The following is a 19179-nucleotide window of genomic DNA, read 5'->3' on the forward strand; positions in this document are numbered from 1 at the left end:
CTTAGGACGGGATTGCAACCCCGTCCTGCCAAGTATCCTACAATTAACTTTGAATTTTGATCTACGATGGGTATAGCTACCGGTATAGTTTTTTGGCGAGTTCTACGCGTTCCGCAGCCGTTTCAGGAATTTTTTTGAGCTTCTCGACGGCTTCCAATCGGGGTAATAGCCCTTTTTTGTTGGCTAATTGAATGCTTAACCCGGGGCGAGCGTTGATTTCGAGCATCAGCGGACCGAGTTTCGAATCCAATACGATATCGACGCCGATATAACCGAGCGAAACCAACTCCTTGCAACCCGCCGACAACAGTAAGATTTCCTCCCAATTCGGCAAGTTTAGTCCTGTAATCGTATTCCCTGAATCAGGGTGCGCATCGATCATATCGTTTTGCCATACACCGGTCGTGGTGACGCCTTGTTCGATATCGATACCCACACCAATCGCGCCTTGATGTAGATTGGCCTTACCGTCGGAAAGCCGAGTCGGCAAACGCAGCATCGACATTACCGGAACCCCCATAAAAATAATCGTCCTGATATCGGGAACGCCTTGATAGCTCACTAGATCGAATACCGGATCGAAATCGACCCGGTATTCAATCAAGGCGACATCCGGTTGCCCGCCCAAACTGTACATGCCGCTCAATATATTGGAAATATGATGGCCGATTTCCTCTTCGGTCAACAAGGTGCCGTTCAGTTTGCGATAACAATTCTTGCTGCGACCATTGACAACGATAATCCCCTCGCCTCCGCTGCCATGCGCAGGCTTGATTGCAAACTCGTCGTAGTTTTTGAGCTTTTCGGCTAAACCGGCAATTTGATACTCCGCTTCAATGACCGCATAGAGTTCGGGGACGGCAATGCCTGAAGCTTGTGCGAGCTTTTTAGTTCGCAGCTTATCGTCGACCAACGGATAATATTTACGCGGATTGTAACGCAGTATGTAGTCGCCATTACGCTGATTCATCCCCAATAAACCGACATCTCTTAGCCGTTTCGAGGGGCGCAAATAATTTTTCCAAGACATGCGACTATCCTTTTATGACGGAACGAAACCGCCACAGCTCAGTTAGGCGATAGCCGGTATAGCGACCTAACAATAAGGTAAACGCTAGAAACGTCAATAATAATTCGGGAAATACAAAAATAAGATGCTCGAGTACGGGATGCGACATCAGCAAATAACCGATCGATGCAATAAATAAACTACCGATGCACTGTTGCAGCGCCTCCGAAGCCCCGTGCTCTTCCCAAACCAAGGACATTCGTTCAATCGTCATCGAAATAATAACCATCGGGAACAAGGCCACGGACAAGCCGCGATCGATACCCATTTTATGGCTCATCAAGCTTAGCAACGTCATCAATATCACAACGATGATCAGCACACTTGCGAGTCTCGGAACCAGCAGCAAACGCAAATATTCCAGATAAAAACGCAGCATCAAACCGAATGCGATAAGCAAACCAAATAAAAAAAGCCCCCAAGACAAGCCGGTCTCTCGAAACGCCATCCCGATCAAAATCGGCATAAACGTGCCGAATGTTTTAAAGCCAACGACATTTCTCAGAACAACGATCAGCAAGGCGCCGATCGGCATCATCAATAAAATCCGGTAAACATTCTGAGTTTGAATCGGTAAATGGAATAGCGAGAACTCCATAATCGGCGAATCGATTTTACCGATTCGCTTCTGGGTTACCGCCGCCAAACCGAGCGATTGCTTATAGACCGAAAAGTCAATTTTCTCTGACTTCCCTCCCGTCACTGTCAGTAAGGGCGCGCTCCCGTAATACCAAATGATTGAATTTTCGGGAAAACCGGATGCCCCCGAATGCGGATCAAAAGTTAACCATTTTTCACCGTTGTGCACCTGAAGCCAAGGCACCAACTTACTGTGCCTAGCTCCATCCTTGAGCATCAGAATGTTGACTTGACGAGTCGGAATCCTCGCCCCATGCAAAACATCGATCACTCGCTTCATCCACGCTTCGGGGCCGGTCGCGTCTTTTTTGATTATTTTGACATTGTCGTCAGGACTTGGCGCATTTAACCTTCGCAATAACTCTTGAGTAAAGGATTTGATATCCGCCGATTTGCTTCTGACATCGTCCAACAATGCCGAAACGGCCGTCTGCATTATCTCCGGATACTCGGGCTCTTCAGGATAAGGAACTTTTTTATCGGTAAAAGCTTCTTTTTCACCAGGAACGATTTGCATCCGGTAATACAACGTCTGTTCGCCTGCCGGTCGCCGAACCGCCCATTGAGCGATTCGATTATGATTGACGCTTTCAAGGGTAAGACCGTATCGACCGGAAACAAAGTTTTCATCCAAAAACATATATCCGGGAATTTGTTTCGGCAACATTAAATCGACTTTGGAAGGGCCGGGAGAAGGTTTATAGCTTACCTTGGCTTCCACAGCCCAAATAATCTCATCCTCGACCGGTAACAAAGGTAGATTTAGCTCTGTAATTTTGTAATATGTGACCACGACGCTCAATCCGACCAGGATAAACGCCAAAACATTGACATGAAGGTTTTTCAAAACGATTGCCGTATTAATTAATTGTTGTTATGGGACCTATACTCATCGTAGATTAAAATTCGGCCTCGGGGTGCCCGTTAAAGGACGCCGTAAATACGTCCATGTAGGCTCTATGCCAGCTCCATGCTGGCAAAGCCTTTATGAACGCCATGGATGGCGTGAATGTCGATTTTGCAGGAGCGAAAATCGACCGGACACCCCGAGGCCTCCTCCGGCACTGCCGAAATTTGAAGTGCGAAAGGTATAAGATCAGAAAGAAACGATATCGAATTATTCTTCCACGACCGGCTCCGGAAAACCAGGGGAACAAATAATATTTTTTAATCTTTTGGAATGTTTATGCCTCACGCTTGGATCAACAATGACCTTGTTTTCCAGAAACCTACGACCTAGCAAGACCGGATAAATATAGTTGCCTCGGTCAGCCAGTGTGAACTCCGTCTCGTAATAATTTGAATTCATACAAAACCCTAATTCCACAACGAAACGCTTCGCCGATTCCAGTTTATGTCTTTTAATTCGCGTTTCCCTGACAACCGGCAGCTCTACAGTAGTCGCTTGAGCTTTTTTTTCCAAACCTTTCGGCAATGTAAAACGAACCCAGCTTTGCCCGTCCCGCTCGAACTCTTCAACATTTTTAGCATGGATCGATGAGGTTCTAGCACCGGTATCAAGCTTTGCTCGAAACCGTATTTGCGCCGGAGATAGAATAATGTCTTCCACCCACCCTGCGATAATTTTTTGATCTTCATATGCGCTGGCTCGACCAAAAGGACTTAACATGACCAACACAATGAAAAGGCTTATACTAACATTTCGTTTCATCATATTTTTCATTAATAATCATATAGTTAAACCACCCATAAAGAGGGACTGATGCAGCACAATGTTTATAGCTTGTTTTTTTGTAATTATTCAGCATAAGTCATGTATGAGAAGGTGCCAGGCATTGATTTATAAGGCTGTCTGCAACAGGACGTTGCAGTCAGAGCTTACAGGGATGTATTAACGCGTCCTTAGAAATCAATACCTGACACCAACCTACCGCATGCGCTGAATAGTTACGTTTTTTTATTACCATGAAAGGAAGAAAATTGAGCGCTTTATGAATCGTCCCAATATCACAGATAAACCCAATGCAGTAATACCATGTTTGTAACCATTCAACCCCCCGGCAATTATCGTTCCCACGCTCTGCGCTCTGCGCTCATCGTTATACATAAGTCAAAAATTACCCTTTTGCAATCTTAGCCAATGAGGCCTCGATACTTTTTATTGTCATTTAGGATTTCGTGATAAATAACGTCCTGGAACTATGCGCTTTGTTGAGGATTCGGTAACTCGCTTGGCAGGACGCCGTGAATACGTCCTTGTAGGCTTGACGGCGGTTTTCCCTACCGCCGACACCTGCCAATCGAGCAACCGAACCCTCCCTAAAATAGGGAAGTTATTTACGAGCAAATCCTTAACACCCTCGGATCTCCCTCACCTAACGCTAGGTGATCCGCGTAGGGTACGCTGTGCGTACCATGGCAACCCCGCGTTGTTCATTTCATGTACTAACCGAACCGCTAGGGCACGACTTTGGTACGCACAGCGCACCCTACAATTTATGTATAACGATGAGCGCAGAGCGTGGGAACGATAGGAAAGCCCCTTCACACAAGCCCTTGCTTACCAGCCTCGAGAAGCTGGAGCTTCTCGTACTGCATTCCCAAGCAAAGAGCTTGGGAACGAGCGATGCAGTAATACAATGTTTGTAACTATTCAGCCCCGCAATTATCGTTCCCACGCTCTGCGTGGGAACGCCTGAGCACCGCTCCAGCGAAATTGAAGCCCACGCAGCCATTCCCTGCTCCCCCTGCTTACCGCTTACCGCTTACTGCTCACTGCTCACTAAATTAAAACTCACTCCTTGTTTTTTTTATAGAATCCATGCTTCTTAACACCCTGCTTTCCGGGCGCTAACGGCTTTTCCTTAGGTAAGCCGACCGATTCGAGCAAGACATCCAAGGTTTTCGATTCCAATTCGTGAAAAGCATGAGATTTTAATCCTTCCGGCATCATCAGCAAACCATAGCGTACGCGCATCAAGCGACTGACGGTTACTCCTTGGGATTCCCATAACCGTCTAACCAAACGATTCCGCCCTTCACTAACGACGACGTGATACCATTTATTAGCGCCTTCCCCGCCGTGAAATTTAATATCGTCGAATTTTGCCGGCCCATCGTCAAGTTCAACACCTTGTTTCAATCGTTCGAATACCTCATCGGAAACCTCGCCCAAAATCCGCACGGCATATTCTCGATCGACTTGCATCGACGGATGCATCAATCGGTTGGCCAATTCGCCGTTATTGGTCAGCAACAGCAAGCCTGAAGTATTGATATCGAGACGCCCAACCGAAATCCAGCGGCCGACTTGCAACTTAGGTAATTGCGTAAAAACGACCGGCCGGCCTTCCGGATCTTGCCTTGTCACGACCTCACCGACCGGTTTGTGATAAATCAATACTCGGGTAGTTTGGTGCGCAAACTTTTCCCAATGGACGACTCGGCCGTTAAGTTGCAGATGATCGCCGTTTTGGATTCTATCACCGAGTTTCGCCTGCACGCCGTTAAGCCTGACTCGCCCTTCTTCTATCCAGCGTTCGATTTCGCGCCTCGACCCCATACCGCCGCGCGCCAAGATTTTTTGTATGCGTTCGCCGGTTTCATCCTGGGGTTTGGTCAATGTTTTTTTCATCGCGACGGAGTCCTCTACTTCATTCTTCCGTACTTTGGACGAAGGTCTCGGCTTCTGCTTTAAATTCGGTGTCCTGCCCTTGTTCTGCGACTTCTGGTCGGTTGTTTTCTTGCTGTTCACTCTGTTCCTGCATTAGTTGCTGATTACTGGCTACCGATAAATCCAATTCTTTGATTTCCTGTAATGTCGGAAGCTCATGCAAGGAAGATAAATCGAAATAGTCCAAAAATTGTTTAGTCGTACCGTATAGCGCTGGGCGCCCCGGCACTTCTTTGTGCGCAATGATCCTGATCCATTCGCGTTCGAGAAGCGTGCGAATGATATTCGAGCTGACCGCAACACCGCGAATATCTTCGATATCGCCTCTCGTAACCGGCTGTCGGTAGGCAATAATCGCCAGCGTTTCCAACAAAGCTCTGGAATATCTAGGCGGTTTTTCCTCGAATAAGCGTCCGACCCAAAATGATAATTCCGGCTTAACCTGAAAACGGTAACCGCTCGCTACTTTTTTCAAGGCTACAGGCCGCGTTGCGTAATCTTCTACAATTTCGTCAACGGCTTTTTGCAGCGTTTCGATTTCGGGCTGTTCGAGTTCGGGAAAAGTTTGCTGGAGTTGTTTGACCGTCATCGGTTTATCCGATGCGAATAATAGGGCTTCGACGATTCGTTTGATATCCACGAGAGTTGCTAGAAAGTTGCTTTTTTTAAGACAATACGTATTGTTAAATTTTTTCTCGCGCAGATGCGAAAGGGCGTAGAGGTGGTTTTACGAATTCGGTAATTCACCCCCTTCTGCGGGACGAATTATTTACCCCGTCCCCAACGTTTCGGTTTGTCCCCAAATATCTTGGATTGCTTTAGCAGGGTCGAAACATTTAAGACGGGGTTGCAACCCATACGCATCAAGCTAAAAACGGCCACCCCATATCTCGCTCTTTCCTAAGCTCCAGCTTGGGAAAGACACTCCGGAAGCTCCAGCTTCATGAGACCGACACAAGCTCCGCACATTCTTAATCAACCCCGACCTTCTCGTTCAATCTTCTTTGTTTGTCGGGAAGCTAGAGCTTCCTGATCAGGTTACCCAAGCTGGAGCTTGGGTAACAGCAAAATTCCTCTGCGCCTTTGCGCGAGAATCTTATTAAAACTTAAGCACTTGCAGCAACCGCTCTGACCACGATTTCGGTCAAAGGTTCGTGTTGAATGATTTCAATCAAGCCTTCTTTACTGAGCTCGAGAATGGCCAAAAAAGTCACGACGACGCCATGGCGTCCTTCTTGAGTCAGAAACAATCGATTGAAAATGACCCCTTCCCCGCCTTTGAGCCTCTCCAAGACGCTCGACATGCGCTCCCGAACCGATAAAGGCTCTTTAACAATGTGATGATGGCTTAATTGGTCGGCACGCTTTAATACGTCTTGCAAAGCCAATAACATTTCTCGCAGTTGAATATCAGGTAACGGGCGTTCGATTTCAATCATCGATACGTCGGCCTTGGCAATGAACAGATCACGCTCTAACCTCGACATGCCATCAATGTCCTCGGCCGCCTTTTTAATGACCTCATATTCCTGCAACCTGCGGATCAATAAAGCTCTCGGGTCTTCATCATCCTCTTCTTCGGCGACCTGCCTAGGCAGTAACATGCGCGATTTAATCTCGGCCAACAGAGCCGCCATGACTAGATATTCGGCGGCCAATTCGAGCCTAAGCTCGGTCATCATATCGATGTAACCAATGTATTGCCGAGTAATCTGCGCGATCGGAATATTCAGGATATCGAGATTCTGCCTCCGGATCAGATAGAGCAACAAATCCAGCGGTCCTTCAAAGGTATCGAGAAAGACACGCAATGCATCGGGCGGTATGTAAAGATCCTCGGGGAACTTCATGAACGGCGCGCCCTGAACGATAGCCAGCACTTCTTCGACCGGGGGTAAATCTTCCGCTTGCGCTACTTGCATCGCCAATAGATCACCTTAACCGAAAACCGCTCAAAAGCCTTATCCTAACCCAGCTAATGAAAAAAACATATTTTGCGCCAAAAACATCGGATAACCCAGTATGACATTCAATGTGCCGGTGAATAACATCAGCAATAATATCAAAAAACCGTAACGCTCTAATTTGTTGTATTGCCAAGCCCATCGATTCGGCAAAATGCCCGACACGACACGACTGCCATCCAAAGGCGGTATCGGTATTAGATTAATCAGTGCCAGAACCAGATTGATCGATATCCCCGCAATGCCCCAATAGATCATCGGCAGTGTCATGAAATCGACATTGATCATGACACCCGCTCGAGCGATCAACGCCCACCCCACAGCCATCAGTAAATTCGATACCGGGCCCGCCAATGCGACGACGGCCATATCCTGCCGCGGATTCTTGAAATTTCGCGCATCGACGGGTACCGGCTTTGCCCAGCCGAATATAAAACCGGTTCCAGTCAATAACAATATGCCGGGCAGAAGAATCGTACCGACCGGGTCGATGTGTTTCAACGGGTTCAAGGTCAATCGACCGAGCATTTTAGCGGTATTGTCGCCGTATTTTTTGGCGACCCAACCGTGAGCGGCTTCATGCACGGTAATTGCGAAAATCACCGGAATAACCCAGACGATAATACGCTGGATCAAAGATAGTTCGTTCATCATAGAGGGATTTCTCGGTTAGTCCAACATCGGTGCTTGGCCTTTTCCTTGCCTGATAATTTCGAGATTTTTTCCCGAACATTCAATGATTGTAGTCGGTTCGTCCGGCACGATACCGGCATCGATCACGAGATCGAGTTCGTGCTCGAGTCGATCGCGAATTTCATAGGGATCGGATAGAGCCGACGACTCGCCCGGCATAACCAGCGTCGAGCTGAACAACGGCTCTCCAATAGTCTCCACTAGTAATGAGGCGATCGCGTGATCAGGCACCCGAATGCCTATGGTTTTTTTCTTAGGATGTTGCAAGCGGCGCGGCACTTCGCGCGTGGCATTCAGGATAAAAGTGAACGGCCCCGGCGTCAATGCCTTGATCAACCGATAGGCGTCGTTATCGATTTTGGCAAAATTGGACACCTGAGTTAGATCCTGACAAATCAAGGTAAAATTGTGTTTATCGTCCAATTGCCTAATTCTACGAATTTTGTCCAACGCCTGCTTATCGTCCATTTGACAGGCAATCGCATAGGACGAGTCGTTCGGATAGGCAATCACTCCACCATGCTGCAAGATCTCGACTGCTCGATTGATTAACCGTTGCTGCGGATTCTCGGGATGAATTTGAAAAAATTGCGCCATAGTATGCGTGCTTGAAATAAATTCGGCCATTATACCCGATTATCGCTCCGATTCTTTTTTTGCGACTTTATCGCGTAAATAAACCGGCATCGCCTGTTCAACCGGCACGGCTTGACCCAAGTTGAAGCTTCGCGCGCCGAGCAGCGCTATCGCCGAGGCTTTCGGCAAAGGCGTGTCGTCGACGCCGGCAAGCCAAGCATTCAAGCGCTCGTCCAATGCTTCACGGTAGGTTTTCCAGCCGCTACCGATGCCGTAGCCTTTTATTTCGGGGAAGTCGACGTTCTCAGCGGGCCCTACCGACTCGGAGCCGAGCAATTCGGCAAAACCCTGGTCGTTTTTACGGTAAACACCCCAAAACACTTCACCCATGCGCGCGTCCATACAGGCAAATACCACATCCCGGCCCGCGCGTTCAAAATAATTCTGAGCCAAGGCCGCCAGCGTCGAAACCGGCGCGACCGGCAAATCCAAACCTAGTGCGATACCTTGTATCACGCCGGTCGCAATTCTGACCCCGGTAAAAGAACCGGGGCCCCGACCGAATGCGAGTCCATCCAAATCCTGAGGCACGAGCCCCGCCTCGGCCATCAGCGAATCGATCATCGGCAAGATCAATTGCGTATGCGTTCGCGGCGCCAGTTCGAAGCGTTCCAAGATTTCGCCATCAATATATAAGGCGGCCGAACAAGCTTCGGTCGCGGTATCCACTGCCAATAACTTCATGTATTTCGCTCGTTTTGAAAAAAGGCCCGAACATCCTCGATATCGCGGGTTCGCCGCATCGGCGGTACACTATCGAGAAACATTTGTCCATAGGCGCGTTTTAACAGCCTTGGATCGCAGACCAGCAAGACCCCGCGATCGCTGACATCGCGAATCAAGCGGCCGACGCCTTGTCTCAATGCGATCACCGCGGCCGGAATCTGGTATTCCAAAAAGGGATTCAAACCTTGCCGCTCCATCGCGCCGAGTCGAGCCTTCAAGACCGGGTCGCTTGGCGAGGCGAACGGCAATTTATCGATAATCACGCACGACAAAGCCTCGCCGCGCACATCGACGCCCTCCCAAAAACTAGCCGTGCCCAGTAAAATAGCATTACCGGCCCGTTTAAATTCATCCAACAAGATTGCTTTCGGCCGGCTGCCCTGCACCAACAAGGGATATTTGATTTTTGGCCTAAGCAAAGACTCCGCTTCTTTCAAGGCGCGATGACTCGTAAACAGAAAAAACGCCCGCCCCCGGCTCGCTTCGAGCACCGGCAACGCAAATTCGACAATCGTCCTGGTAAAGTTCGGATCGGCCGGTTTCGGCAACCCTTTCGGATGATAAAACAGCGACTGCTCGGCGTAATCGAACGGGCTTTCCCAACTGACGCCCTCGGCATTCGCAAGCCCCAAACTTTTCGCGAAATGCTCGAATTTATTCGCAACACTCAAAGTCGCCGAGGTAAATATCCAGGTTGCTTTATGCTGCTGCATAAAGGCACGGAATTCGGAGGCAATGTCGATAGGCGTCCGGCTGAGCGTGAAGGTCTTCTTATGGGTTTCGTACCAGCGTATCCACTTCCCGTCGTTCTCTTCGAGAATGGCCCGTAGTTGATGCCCTAGTTCTTCGGCGCGTTTGAAACAAGATTCCAATCCTTTGGTCTTGACCGACGCCAATTCCAATTGCACGGTCAGACGTTGAAGTTGTTCCTGCAATTCGGACAGGCCCGAGGAAATTTTCGGATGAGTCTCGATTTCGCGCCACTCGCCTCTTTTTAGTTCGATGCCGAATGCCAAGCGTAAATCTTTGATCTGATGCTCCAGATCATCGCAGGCGGTGCGTAATTCGGGTAGATCGGTCGCATCCTTGAAATATTCAACCAAGGCATCCTTAGCCAAATCGCTCAATTGCCGGGCGCCGACCGTGATACCCAAAAAGTTCGAGGCGGTATCGGCCAATTGATGCGCCTCATCGATGATCACAATTTCGGCATCGGGCAGCAACTCACCGAAGCCGATTTCGCGAATCGACCAATCCGCGCACAACAAATGGTGATTGATAACCAGTATATCGGCTTCCTGGGCTTTTTTTCGCGCCTTGACCAGAAAACATTTTTCGTAATCGGGACAGTCCTGGCCGAGACAATTATCGGCGGTCGAAGTTGCTTGAAACCACACCGGGTCGCTTTCCGGCACATCCGGCATTTCGGCGACATCGCCCGATTTCGTTCGGTTGGACCACGATTTGATTTTAGTCAGCGACGCCGCATCTTCTTTACTGAAACCCAAGGACGAGTTGAGTGCGTTGCCGAGCCGATAAATACACAGATAATTGCTACGGCCTTTCAGCAAAGCGGCCGCGAACGGCACGCTCATCGCTTTGCGAATGACAGGAATGTCGTTGTTGAACAATTGATCCTGGAGATTTTTGGTACCGGTCGATACGATCGCTTTGCGTCCCGACAGAATCGCAGGCACTAGATAAGCGAAAGTTTTGCCGGTGCCGGTGCCGGCTTCGGCGATCAAATGGCGCTCTTGCTCGATCGCATCACTAACCGCACAAGCCATTTCAACCTGCGCCGCACGCGGCAAATAACCGGGAATAACTTTCGATAACGGCCCGCTGCTGGTAAAAAACGCTTCCAATTCGCTCACAAGATAGCTTTATTGTTCAAGTTTGCCGAGTCTGATTTCGATATCCTTGATTTTTTTCAGCAATTCCGGCAATTTAGTCAATGCAGCCAGCTCTTTCCAAGCGACTTTTCTATCTTTCGCGGGACTGCCGAATACCTGCGTAGCCGGTGCAATATCGTTCGATACGCCGGAGCGCGCCATCACGACAGCGTGATGACCGATTTTGACATGATCGGCGATACCTGCGCTGCCTGCCAGAATCGCATTATCTTCGATAGTGCACGAACCCGAAATACCGGTCTGTCCGCAGATAATTACATTATTGCCGATCGTGTTGTTATGACCGATTTGCACCAGATTATCGATCTTCGACCCCGAACCGATCACGGTAGAACCTAATGTGCCACGGTCGATACAGGTATTCGCACCGATTTCGACATCGTCCTCGATAATGATATTGCCGACATGCGGCACTTTAATATGCTGCTCATTGCGCTGCTTATAACCGAAACCGTCCGCACCGATCACGGCACCAGCATGTATTACGACATTGTTACCGATACGACTGCGATCATAAATTACGGCATTCGGGTGAATACGACAATTAGTGCCCAGCATGACATCCTTGCCGATATAGGCGCCGTTAAGGATCTCGCAACCCTCGCCGATCAAACAACCTTCGCCGATACTGACAAACGGCGCAATATAAACGTCATGAGCTATCATTGCCGAATCGGCTATACAGGCATGTTTCGAAATTTGTTTCGGAAACTCTGTCGCCGGGTAAAGTAGATGAATCGCTTTGATAAAACTAATCTCGGGATCTTTGCAAACCAGCAGAGCCATATGCTCCGGCGGATCATCGTGAAGTGCTTCGCGTTTGATAAAACAAGCGGCCGCCTGGGAATTCGAAAAATATTGTGCATATTTGGGATCGTTCAAGATGGTGATTTGTCCAGCGGCAGCCGCTTTGATATCGGCCGCCGAAGTAATGGAACACTGCTTGTCTCCGCCGACAATTTCCGCATCACAATGCTTGGCCAACTCTTCTAGGATTAATGTCATAAATATTTAAGGTTCAAGGTTCAAGGGTTAAGATTAAAGGTTTAAGGTTCAAGGTTCAAGGTGATTTAATTCCTTGCCCCTTGAACCTTAAACCTTAAACCTTCCACCTTTTTCCCTTAACTAAATATTTTCATTCTGTGTTTGACATTATTTTAGGTTAGAATAGCCAGTTTTTTGAAACTGGATGAGAATAAAGACTACGCCGGAACTTTCGGAATCTCATCAGTGCCCGGCTTCGGCTTGCTTTGATATCCGAGCTCCAGTCGTTCTTTGCCGGGAAAAGCCTACTTTCAGGACAATATCTTGGGAGTCCGTCGAAAAAAATTTTTAATGCCTTAACCTTTAGAGTAACAACATGACAGACCTATCGCATTACAGAAACATCGGCATCTTCGCTCACGTCGATGCTGGCAAAACCACGACTACCGAGCGTATTTTAAAACTCACTGGAAAAATCCATAAACTAGGCGAAGTTCACGAAGGCGAATCGACCATGGACTTTATGGATCAAGAAGCCGAGCGCGGCATCACGATCCAATCCGCGGCGACGACTTGTTTCTGGAAAGACCATCGATTCAATATCATCGACACCCCGGGCCACGTCGACTTCACGATCGAAGTTTACCGCTCATTGAAAGTTCTCGACGGCGGTGTAGGCGTTTTTTGCGGTTCCGGCGGCGTAGAACCACAATCGGAAACTAATTGGCGTTATGCGAACGACTCTAAGGTTGCCCGTGTCATTTATGTCAACAAACTAGATCGTATCGGCGCCGACTTCTACCGCGTCGTTAAACAAGTCGAAAACGTGTTGGGCGCAAACCCAATCGTCATGACACTTCCAATCGGCACTGAAGATAAGTTTGTCGGCGTGGTCGACCTGTTGACCGAAAAAGCTTGGATCTGGGATAACTCAGGCGACCCACTGAATTACGAAATTCAAGACATTCCGTCCGACATGGTCGAAGACGTCAAACAATGGCGCGCGGAATTGATCGAAAAAGCGGTCGAACAAGACGATGACGTCATGGAAAAATATCTGGAAGGCGAAGAACCCGATATCGATACATTGAAACGTTGTATCCGCAAAGGCACGATCGAACTGAAACTATTCCCGACTTATTGCGGTTCGTCATTCAAAAACAAAGGCGTGCAATTGGTTTTGGACGCGGTCGTCGACTATTTGCCAAGCCCAACCGAAGTCAACCCGCAACCTGAAGTCGACTTGGAAGGCAACGAAACCGGTAATTTCGCGGTCGTCGACCCGAACCGTCCTCTGCGTGCATTGGCGTTCAAAATCATGGACGACCGTTACGGCGCATTGACCTTTATTCGCATTTATTCAGGTCAATTGGGGAAAGGCACGAACGTACTGAACACCTTTACCGGCAAAACCGAGCGTATCGGCCGTATCGTCGAAATGCATGCCGATTCGCGCGAAGAAGTTGAATCTGCACAGGCCGGCGATATCGTCGCGGTATTGGGCATGAAAAACGTCCAAACCGGACATACTTTGTGCGATCCAAAAGATCCGGCTACATTAGAGCCGATGGTATTCCCAGACCCGGTTATCTCGATGGCGGTCGCACCAAAAGATAAAGGCGCGTCCGAAAAATTGGGCGTAGCACTGGGCAAAATGATTCAAGAAGACCCATCCTTCCGCGTAGAAACCGATATCGACAGCGGCGAAACGATCCTGAAAGGCATGGGCGAACTGCATCTCGACATCAAGGTCGATATTCTGCGCAGAACGCACGGCGTCGATGTCATCGTCGGCAAGCCGCAAGTAGCCTACCGCGAAACCATCACGCAACGCGTCGAAGACAGCTACACGCATAAAAAGCAATCGGGCGGTTCCGGTCAATACGGGAAAATCGATTATTTCATCGAACCGGGCGAACCGGGCAGCGGATTCGTTTTCGAATCGAAAGTTGTCGGCGGTAACGTGCCTAAAGAATACTGGCCCGCCATTCAAAAAGGTTTTGAATTGAGCATGGCCAAAGGCGTACTGGCCGGTTACCCTTGCTTGGACTTTAAAGTTACACTTGTCGACGGTGCCTTCCATGCGGTCGACTCATCGGCAATTGCATTTGAGATCGCCGCGAAAGCCGCTTATCGTCAATCGATTCCGAAAGCCGGCCCGCAATTAATCGAGCCGATCATGAAAATCGACGTGTTCACTCCAGAAGATCATGTCGGTGACGTCATCGGCGACTTGAACCGCCGTCGCGGCATGATCAAATCTCAAGAAGCCGGCGTAACGGGCGTTCGCATCAAGGCCGAAGCGCCATTGAGCGAAATGTTCGGTTATATCGGCGATTTGCGCACGATGACTTCAGGCCGCGGACAATTCTCGATGGAATTCTCGCATTATCTGCCGTGCCCGAAAAATGTAGCGGACGAAGTCATTAAGGAAACTTTAGAGCGCAACGCGAAAAAGTAAGGAACGAGCATGAAATAACGTCGACAACTTTGGAAGGGGGTTCGGTGGCTCGATTGACAGGTGCCGGGCCGTCAAGCCTACATGGACGTATTTACCCAGCACCTAAATTCCATAGCCCATTGGCTATGGTTAACTATCTTTGATAATTTAGGTGCTGGGTTCACGGCGTCCTGTCAAGCGAGTCACCGAACCGCAGCAAAGCCTACTATACTTATAGAGTAACTATTCAGCCCCCGGAAATTATCGTTCCCACGCTCTGCGTGGGAATGCCTGAGTACCGCTCCAGCGGTACGAGACGCTAGAGCATCTCGATCTTCATTCCCACGCCGGAGCGTGGGAACGATAGGGGCGTGAATAATTACCTTATAGAAGTTATTTTGTGCATATTCCTAAGCTTCCTTTATTTTAAAGATTGCCGGACGAGTCATTCGTCCGGCAATTTATTTTTACTCTCCTCTCCTTATCGCATTCATGTCCGGCAGCTTCAGCCGATAATCTTTTCAGTAATTCCCAGTTTAAACATATTTTCGCAATTTAGGGTGTGGAGCATGCCTGTCGAGGAACGCCGTGAACCCGTCCATGGGGGCTTGACGGCGGCTCCCTGCTGCCGACATCCTCTCCAAGCATACTCCACACCCTTTTTTTATCCTCAAATTGGGAATTGCTGTAATCTTTTGCTCTTCCATCAGAATATTAGTAAGCTCGGCATCATCCCTCTATCAGGAACACAGCCGTGGCTCATTCATCCTATCGGGAACGCCTGCTGGCACTTTCCGACCGTCTCATTCAAATTCAAAAACCAATTCAAATCCTCGATTCAATTAAATGGCCGCGCAATTTTCGCGAACAATTTTTCGCCGGCGACTCTCAATTTCTTCCGCCCGCCGACCGTGAATTCTATCAACATCAAGCGCTAAGCTTCGACGCAGTCAGCGTATACGCCGCGCTGAAGGACTTAAGTCGAGACATTACTAAAAACTTGGGATACAACGATTCGCTCGGCTCGATTCTGCAAGATACGGTTAGTCAATACATGCGCGTGATCGATTTATTACATAGCCGCGGCACTCCCGATTTTTTAATCCATAGCCACGCACTTTACGGTTCGGCGCGAGATCATTTACTCGGCGACAATAAAACCCTTTTGGAACTCGGTGAACGATTATGCGCCATTTTTTCGTTGCCCGGAGCCAAACATCTTAACCGCGCTCACCCGAAAGAAATAAATGCCGAAACCGCAGTAGTGTCGCTGAGACAACGCCTATCAAGCCATTTCGACGACGGCGCCTTGAGCGTCGTTTTGAGTGATGGCATCGTATCCGATGCCTCGGCCGGCGGGGATAAAATCAAAATCAATAATAACGCTTGGTTTTCCGAGCTCGATTTGAAAGTCTTGGAAGTGCATGAAGGGTGGGTACATGTCGGCACCACATTGAACGGAAGATTACAACCTTGGGCCACCTGGCTTAGCGTCGGTTCGCCGCGCATCACCGCGACACAAGAAGGTTTGGCCGTTTTGATCGAAACCCTAACGTTCAGCTCTTTTCCCGATCGCGCTAGACGCATCAGCGACCGAGTCATTGCGATCGACCTTGCCGAACAAGGCGCCGATTTCATTGAAGTTTACCGTTACTTCCTGGAACGGGACGTAAGCCCTCATGACAGTTACACGATCGCTCAGCGCGTGTTTCGCGGCGGCATGGTCGAAGGCGGCGCTTGCTTCACGAAAGACCTATCCTATGTCCGAGGCTTTATTGAATTAGTCAACTTCATCCGTAGCGCAACGCTGGAAGGTGTGCCGGAACTTTTGCCCATGCTGTTCGCCGGCAAGGTCACGCTGGACGACATCCCTATCCTTTATGAACACTACTTGGATGGCTTAATTGCAGAGCCAAAGTACCTGCCACCTATGTTTAGGGATCTCAACGGGCTTTATGTTTGGTTCGGTTTTGCCTCGGGCATCGCGCAAATCAACATCGAAAATGTACAGGCTCATTTCAATCAGCTATTTCAAAATCTACCAAGAACGCCAAATCAAGCGTCTGAAGATACCGAAATCGATTAACATTGAACGAACGCGAAACATTATCCTTAAGAACGAGCATGAAATAACTTCGACAACTTCTAGGAGGGGGTTCGGTGGCTCGATTGACAGGTGTCGGCGGCAGGGCAGATTTTTGCTCCTGCAAAACCTGCATTCACGCCATCCATGGCGTTTGCAGATTTTTGCTCCTGCAAAATCTGCATTCACGCCATCCATGGCAATCAGATTCCGCCGTCAAGCCTCACTGCCATTAAGTTAAGGATTTTTCCGTTCGCCCTGAGCCTGTCGAAGGGTGAATGGAAAAATCCTGGGTCGATAAGTTAAGCCTACATGGAAGTATTCACGGCGCCTGTCAAGCGAGTCACCGAACGCCGCAAAGCCTACTACTTGTAGCAGTTATTTTGTGCATATTCCTTAGTAGGCTGCCGTACCATTGTATACCTTTCGCGCTTCAAATTTCGGCAGCGCCTAAGGATTTCGTGATAAATAACGTCCTGGAGCTATGAGTTTTGTTGAGGGTTCGGCAACTCGCTTGATAGAACACCGGCGCCGAATTTTGATCTGCGATAGGTATATCAGAAATCAATGTATTGATGCAAAATCGTAATAAAATACAGCTAATTTTCCTTGGCCTGTAATTCGTAATACTATAGCGCTTTAAATTTACTTTTCCCGGAGACTTTTTATGCACAACAGGCGCCCGCTGTCACTACTCTTTTTATTGTTTTGCTTAGTCACGACTTTGTACCCGCTTAATGCCGCAGCTAACCTGACCCCGCCTCAACAAATCATTCAAAACAGCTCGGATAGAATCCAACAGGCGCTCAGCCAGCCTATCTATCACAACGATTTTGCCAAAGCCACACAATTTGTCGATGGCGTAGTCGGCGACTTCGTGGACATGGAGAGAGTCGCGATTTTGGTTTTAGGCCGGCATATCCGTCAAGCCACGCCAGCTCAAAGACAACAATTTATAAAAGAATTTAGAACATTACTGGTACGAACTTATACTAAAGCATTTCAAGAATATACCGACTGGCAGATTACTTTCGCACCCCAGATCAGCGGTGAAGATCCAACCCGAACCATTGTCCGAACTATTGTCAATCAACCGGGCCAACAACCTATTAATATTAACTATCGCATGATGAAAGACAGAAGCGGCGAATGGAAAGTTTTCGATATCCTGATCGAGGGTGTCAGCCTCGTCACTAACTATCGATCGACTTTCAATCGGGAAATTACCCAAACGGGATCTATCGATGGCGTTATCAAGATGTTGGTCGATCGTAACAGACGCTAAGTCCACTTAAGTAATGAGCCGACCGAGAGCCAAGCAGACCCAACGCCTCTCTATTCAGTCTTTACTGTCGCTCTGAAAAACAAAAAAATAACGCCATGCAACTTGCAATCACCGTACTTGGAAAACGTCAGTCTCAATATATCGAACCTATCCTAGCCGCCGTTAGCCGGTGTAAGTGTAGTATTGCTGAAATACGGTCGACCGACTTGGCCGAATCTACAGCTGCCTACATGTTAATCGAAGGTAATTGGAACCATATTGCCAAACTCGAAAATCTGCTTGAAGTCCTGCAAAAGCAACTAAAAATTCACATTCATAAAGCACGACAAGAAAAATCGGGGACGCCCAAGTCCGGCCTGCCCTATACTCTCGAAGCGATGAGTCTGGATCAAAACGATATCATCCTGTCTATCGTAACCTTTCTCATGGAACGTAACATCGCAATAGAGGAAATCAAAGCCTACCGCTACCCAGCTGCCTATATTCAAACACCGGTTTTTTCGACACAGCTCATCATTATCATTCCATCGGAACAACGTTTGTTGCAACTTCGCGAGGATTTCCTCGATTTTTGCGATCAACTGAATCTCGATGCCATTCTCGAACCCATTAAACGCTAACTGATTATTATGACAACGCTTAGCATAGGCACCGCCGTGCCCGATTTCGAAGCCGCCTCAACCGGCGATAAAACCATAACGCTCTCCGACTTTTTAGGAAAAAATGTTGTTATCTACTTTTATCCAAAAGATAACACGCCCGGATGTACGCAGGAAGGCATCGCTTTCCGCGACCATATTGACGAATTTAACGCATTTAATACGGTCATTCTCGGCGTTTCACGAGATTCGGTTAAAGTTCACGAAGGCTTCAAGTGCAAACAGGCATTCCCGTTCGACTTGCTGTCCGATAAAGATGAAACCCTGTGCAACTTGTTTGGCGTCATCAAGATGAAGAACATGTACGGCAAGCAAGTCCGAGGCATCGAACGCAGTACTTTTTTAATCGATGAGCAAGGCATCCTAAGACATGAGTGGCGCGGCGTAAAAGTCAAAAACCATGTCGCAGAAGTCCTGCAAGAACTGAAAATCTTGACACAATAATATAATCATC

The 19179-nt window shown here is 48.4% G+C and carries 16 protein-coding genes; 5 read left to right on the top strand and 11 right to left on the bottom strand.

The features are described from left to right. Positions 1 to 76: 76 nt before the first annotated feature. The 11 genes from MEALZ_RS15570 to lpxD form a co-directional block, all read right to left on the bottom strand. Positions 77 to 1030, bottom strand: a complete 954-nt coding sequence (locus MEALZ_RS15570; protein WP_014149615.1) for an alpha-L-glutamate ligase-like protein — start codon at positions 1028 to 1030, stop codon at positions 77 to 79. A gap of 4 nt (positions 1031 to 1034) precedes the next feature. Next, the gene (locus MEALZ_RS15575) at positions 1035 to 2555 is read right to left on the bottom strand and encodes an inactive transglutaminase family protein (RefSeq protein WP_014149616.1); all 1521 of its coding nucleotides are present in this window, start codon (positions 2553 to 2555) and stop codon (positions 1035 to 1037) included. A gap of 270 nt (positions 2556 to 2825) precedes the next feature. Continuing rightward, complete coding sequence (locus tag MEALZ_RS15580; protein WP_084685505.1) at positions 2826 to 3392, bottom strand: ATP-dependent zinc protease family protein; 567 nt, start codon at positions 3390 to 3392, stop codon at positions 2826 to 2828. Between the two features lie 1071 nt (positions 3393 to 4463). Further along, positions 4464 to 5303 carry a 23S rRNA pseudouridine(2605) synthase RluB gene (gene rluB, locus MEALZ_RS15585; RefSeq protein WP_014149618.1) on the bottom strand — a complete coding sequence of 280 codons (840 nt, stop codon included), beginning with the start codon at positions 5301 to 5303 and terminating at the stop codon, positions 4464 to 4466. Between the two features lie 19 nt (positions 5304 to 5322). After that, the gene (scpB, locus tag MEALZ_RS15590; RefSeq protein ID WP_014149619.1) at positions 5323 to 5982 is read right to left on the bottom strand and encodes an SMC-Scp complex subunit ScpB; all 660 of its coding nucleotides are present in this window, start codon (positions 5980 to 5982) and stop codon (positions 5323 to 5325) included. Positions 5983 to 6448: 466 nt separating this feature from the next. Then, positions 6449 to 7264, bottom strand: coding sequence for a segregation and condensation protein A (locus MEALZ_RS15595; protein ID WP_014149620.1), 816 nt, complete (start codon positions 7262 to 7264; stop codon positions 6449 to 6451). A 39-nt stretch (positions 7265 to 7303) separates the two neighbouring features. Then, positions 7304 to 7960 (bottom strand): site-2 protease family protein, encoded by a 657-nt coding sequence (locus tag MEALZ_RS15600; protein WP_014149621.1) that lies wholly within the window; start codon positions 7958 to 7960, stop codon positions 7304 to 7306. Between the two features lie 15 nt (positions 7961 to 7975). Next, positions 7976 to 8596, bottom strand: coding sequence for an L-threonylcarbamoyladenylate synthase (locus MEALZ_RS15605; protein WP_046061636.1), 621 nt, complete (start codon positions 8594 to 8596; stop codon positions 7976 to 7978). Between the two features lie 39 nt (positions 8597 to 8635). Next, complete coding sequence (tsaB, locus tag MEALZ_RS15610) at positions 8636 to 9319, bottom strand: tRNA (adenosine(37)-N6)-threonylcarbamoyltransferase complex dimerization subunit type 1 TsaB (RefSeq protein ID WP_014149623.1); 684 nt, start codon at positions 9317 to 9319, stop codon at positions 8636 to 8638. Then, positions 9316 to 11235 carry an ATP-dependent DNA helicase gene (locus tag MEALZ_RS15615; RefSeq protein ID WP_014149624.1) on the bottom strand — a complete coding sequence of 640 codons (1920 nt, stop codon included), beginning with the start codon at positions 11233 to 11235 and terminating at the stop codon, positions 9316 to 9318. Before MEALZ_RS15615 ends, tsaB begins: the two co-directional genes overlap by 4 nt. 9 nt (positions 11236 to 11244) lie before the next feature. Further along, positions 11245 to 12279, bottom strand: coding sequence for a UDP-3-O-(3-hydroxymyristoyl)glucosamine N-acyltransferase (gene lpxD / locus MEALZ_RS15620; RefSeq protein WP_014149625.1), 1035 nt, complete (start codon positions 12277 to 12279; stop codon positions 11245 to 11247). Positions 12280 to 12634: 355 nt separating this feature from the next. Between lpxD and fusA the strand changes: the two genes are divergently transcribed. The 5 genes from fusA to MEALZ_RS15645 all read left to right on the top strand — a co-directional run bounded on the left by fusA (position 12635) and on the right by MEALZ_RS15645 (position 19169). Beyond that, positions 12635 to 14719, top strand: coding sequence for an elongation factor G (fusA, locus tag MEALZ_RS15625; RefSeq protein WP_014149626.1), 2085 nt, complete (start codon positions 12635 to 12637; stop codon positions 14717 to 14719). Positions 14720 to 15452: 733 nt separating this feature from the next. Continuing rightward, positions 15453 to 16784: a flavohemoglobin expression-modulating QEGLA motif protein gene (locus tag MEALZ_RS15630; RefSeq protein ID WP_014149627.1), complete on the top strand. Its 1332-nt coding sequence runs from the start codon at positions 15453 to 15455 to the stop codon at positions 16782 to 16784. 664 nt (positions 16785 to 17448) lie between these two features. Next, complete coding sequence (locus MEALZ_RS15635; RefSeq protein WP_014149628.1) at positions 17449 to 18066, top strand: MlaC/ttg2D family ABC transporter substrate-binding protein; 618 nt, start codon at positions 17449 to 17451, stop codon at positions 18064 to 18066. Between the two features lie 95 nt (positions 18067 to 18161). Continuing rightward, positions 18162 to 18686: a glycine cleavage system protein R gene (locus MEALZ_RS15640; RefSeq protein ID WP_014149629.1), complete on the top strand. Its 525-nt coding sequence runs from the start codon at positions 18162 to 18164 to the stop codon at positions 18684 to 18686. Between the two features lie 9 nt (positions 18687 to 18695). Beyond that, the gene (locus MEALZ_RS15645) at positions 18696 to 19169 is read left to right on the top strand and encodes a peroxiredoxin (RefSeq protein ID WP_014149630.1); all 474 of its coding nucleotides are present in this window, start codon (positions 18696 to 18698) and stop codon (positions 19167 to 19169) included. Positions 19170 to 19179 lie beyond the last annotated feature (10 nt).

This window comes from Methylotuvimicrobium alcaliphilum 20Z, from assembly GCF_000968535.2.
Classification (GTDB): domain Bacteria; phylum Pseudomonadota; class Gammaproteobacteria; order Methylococcales; family Methylomonadaceae; genus Methylotuvimicrobium; species Methylotuvimicrobium alcaliphilum.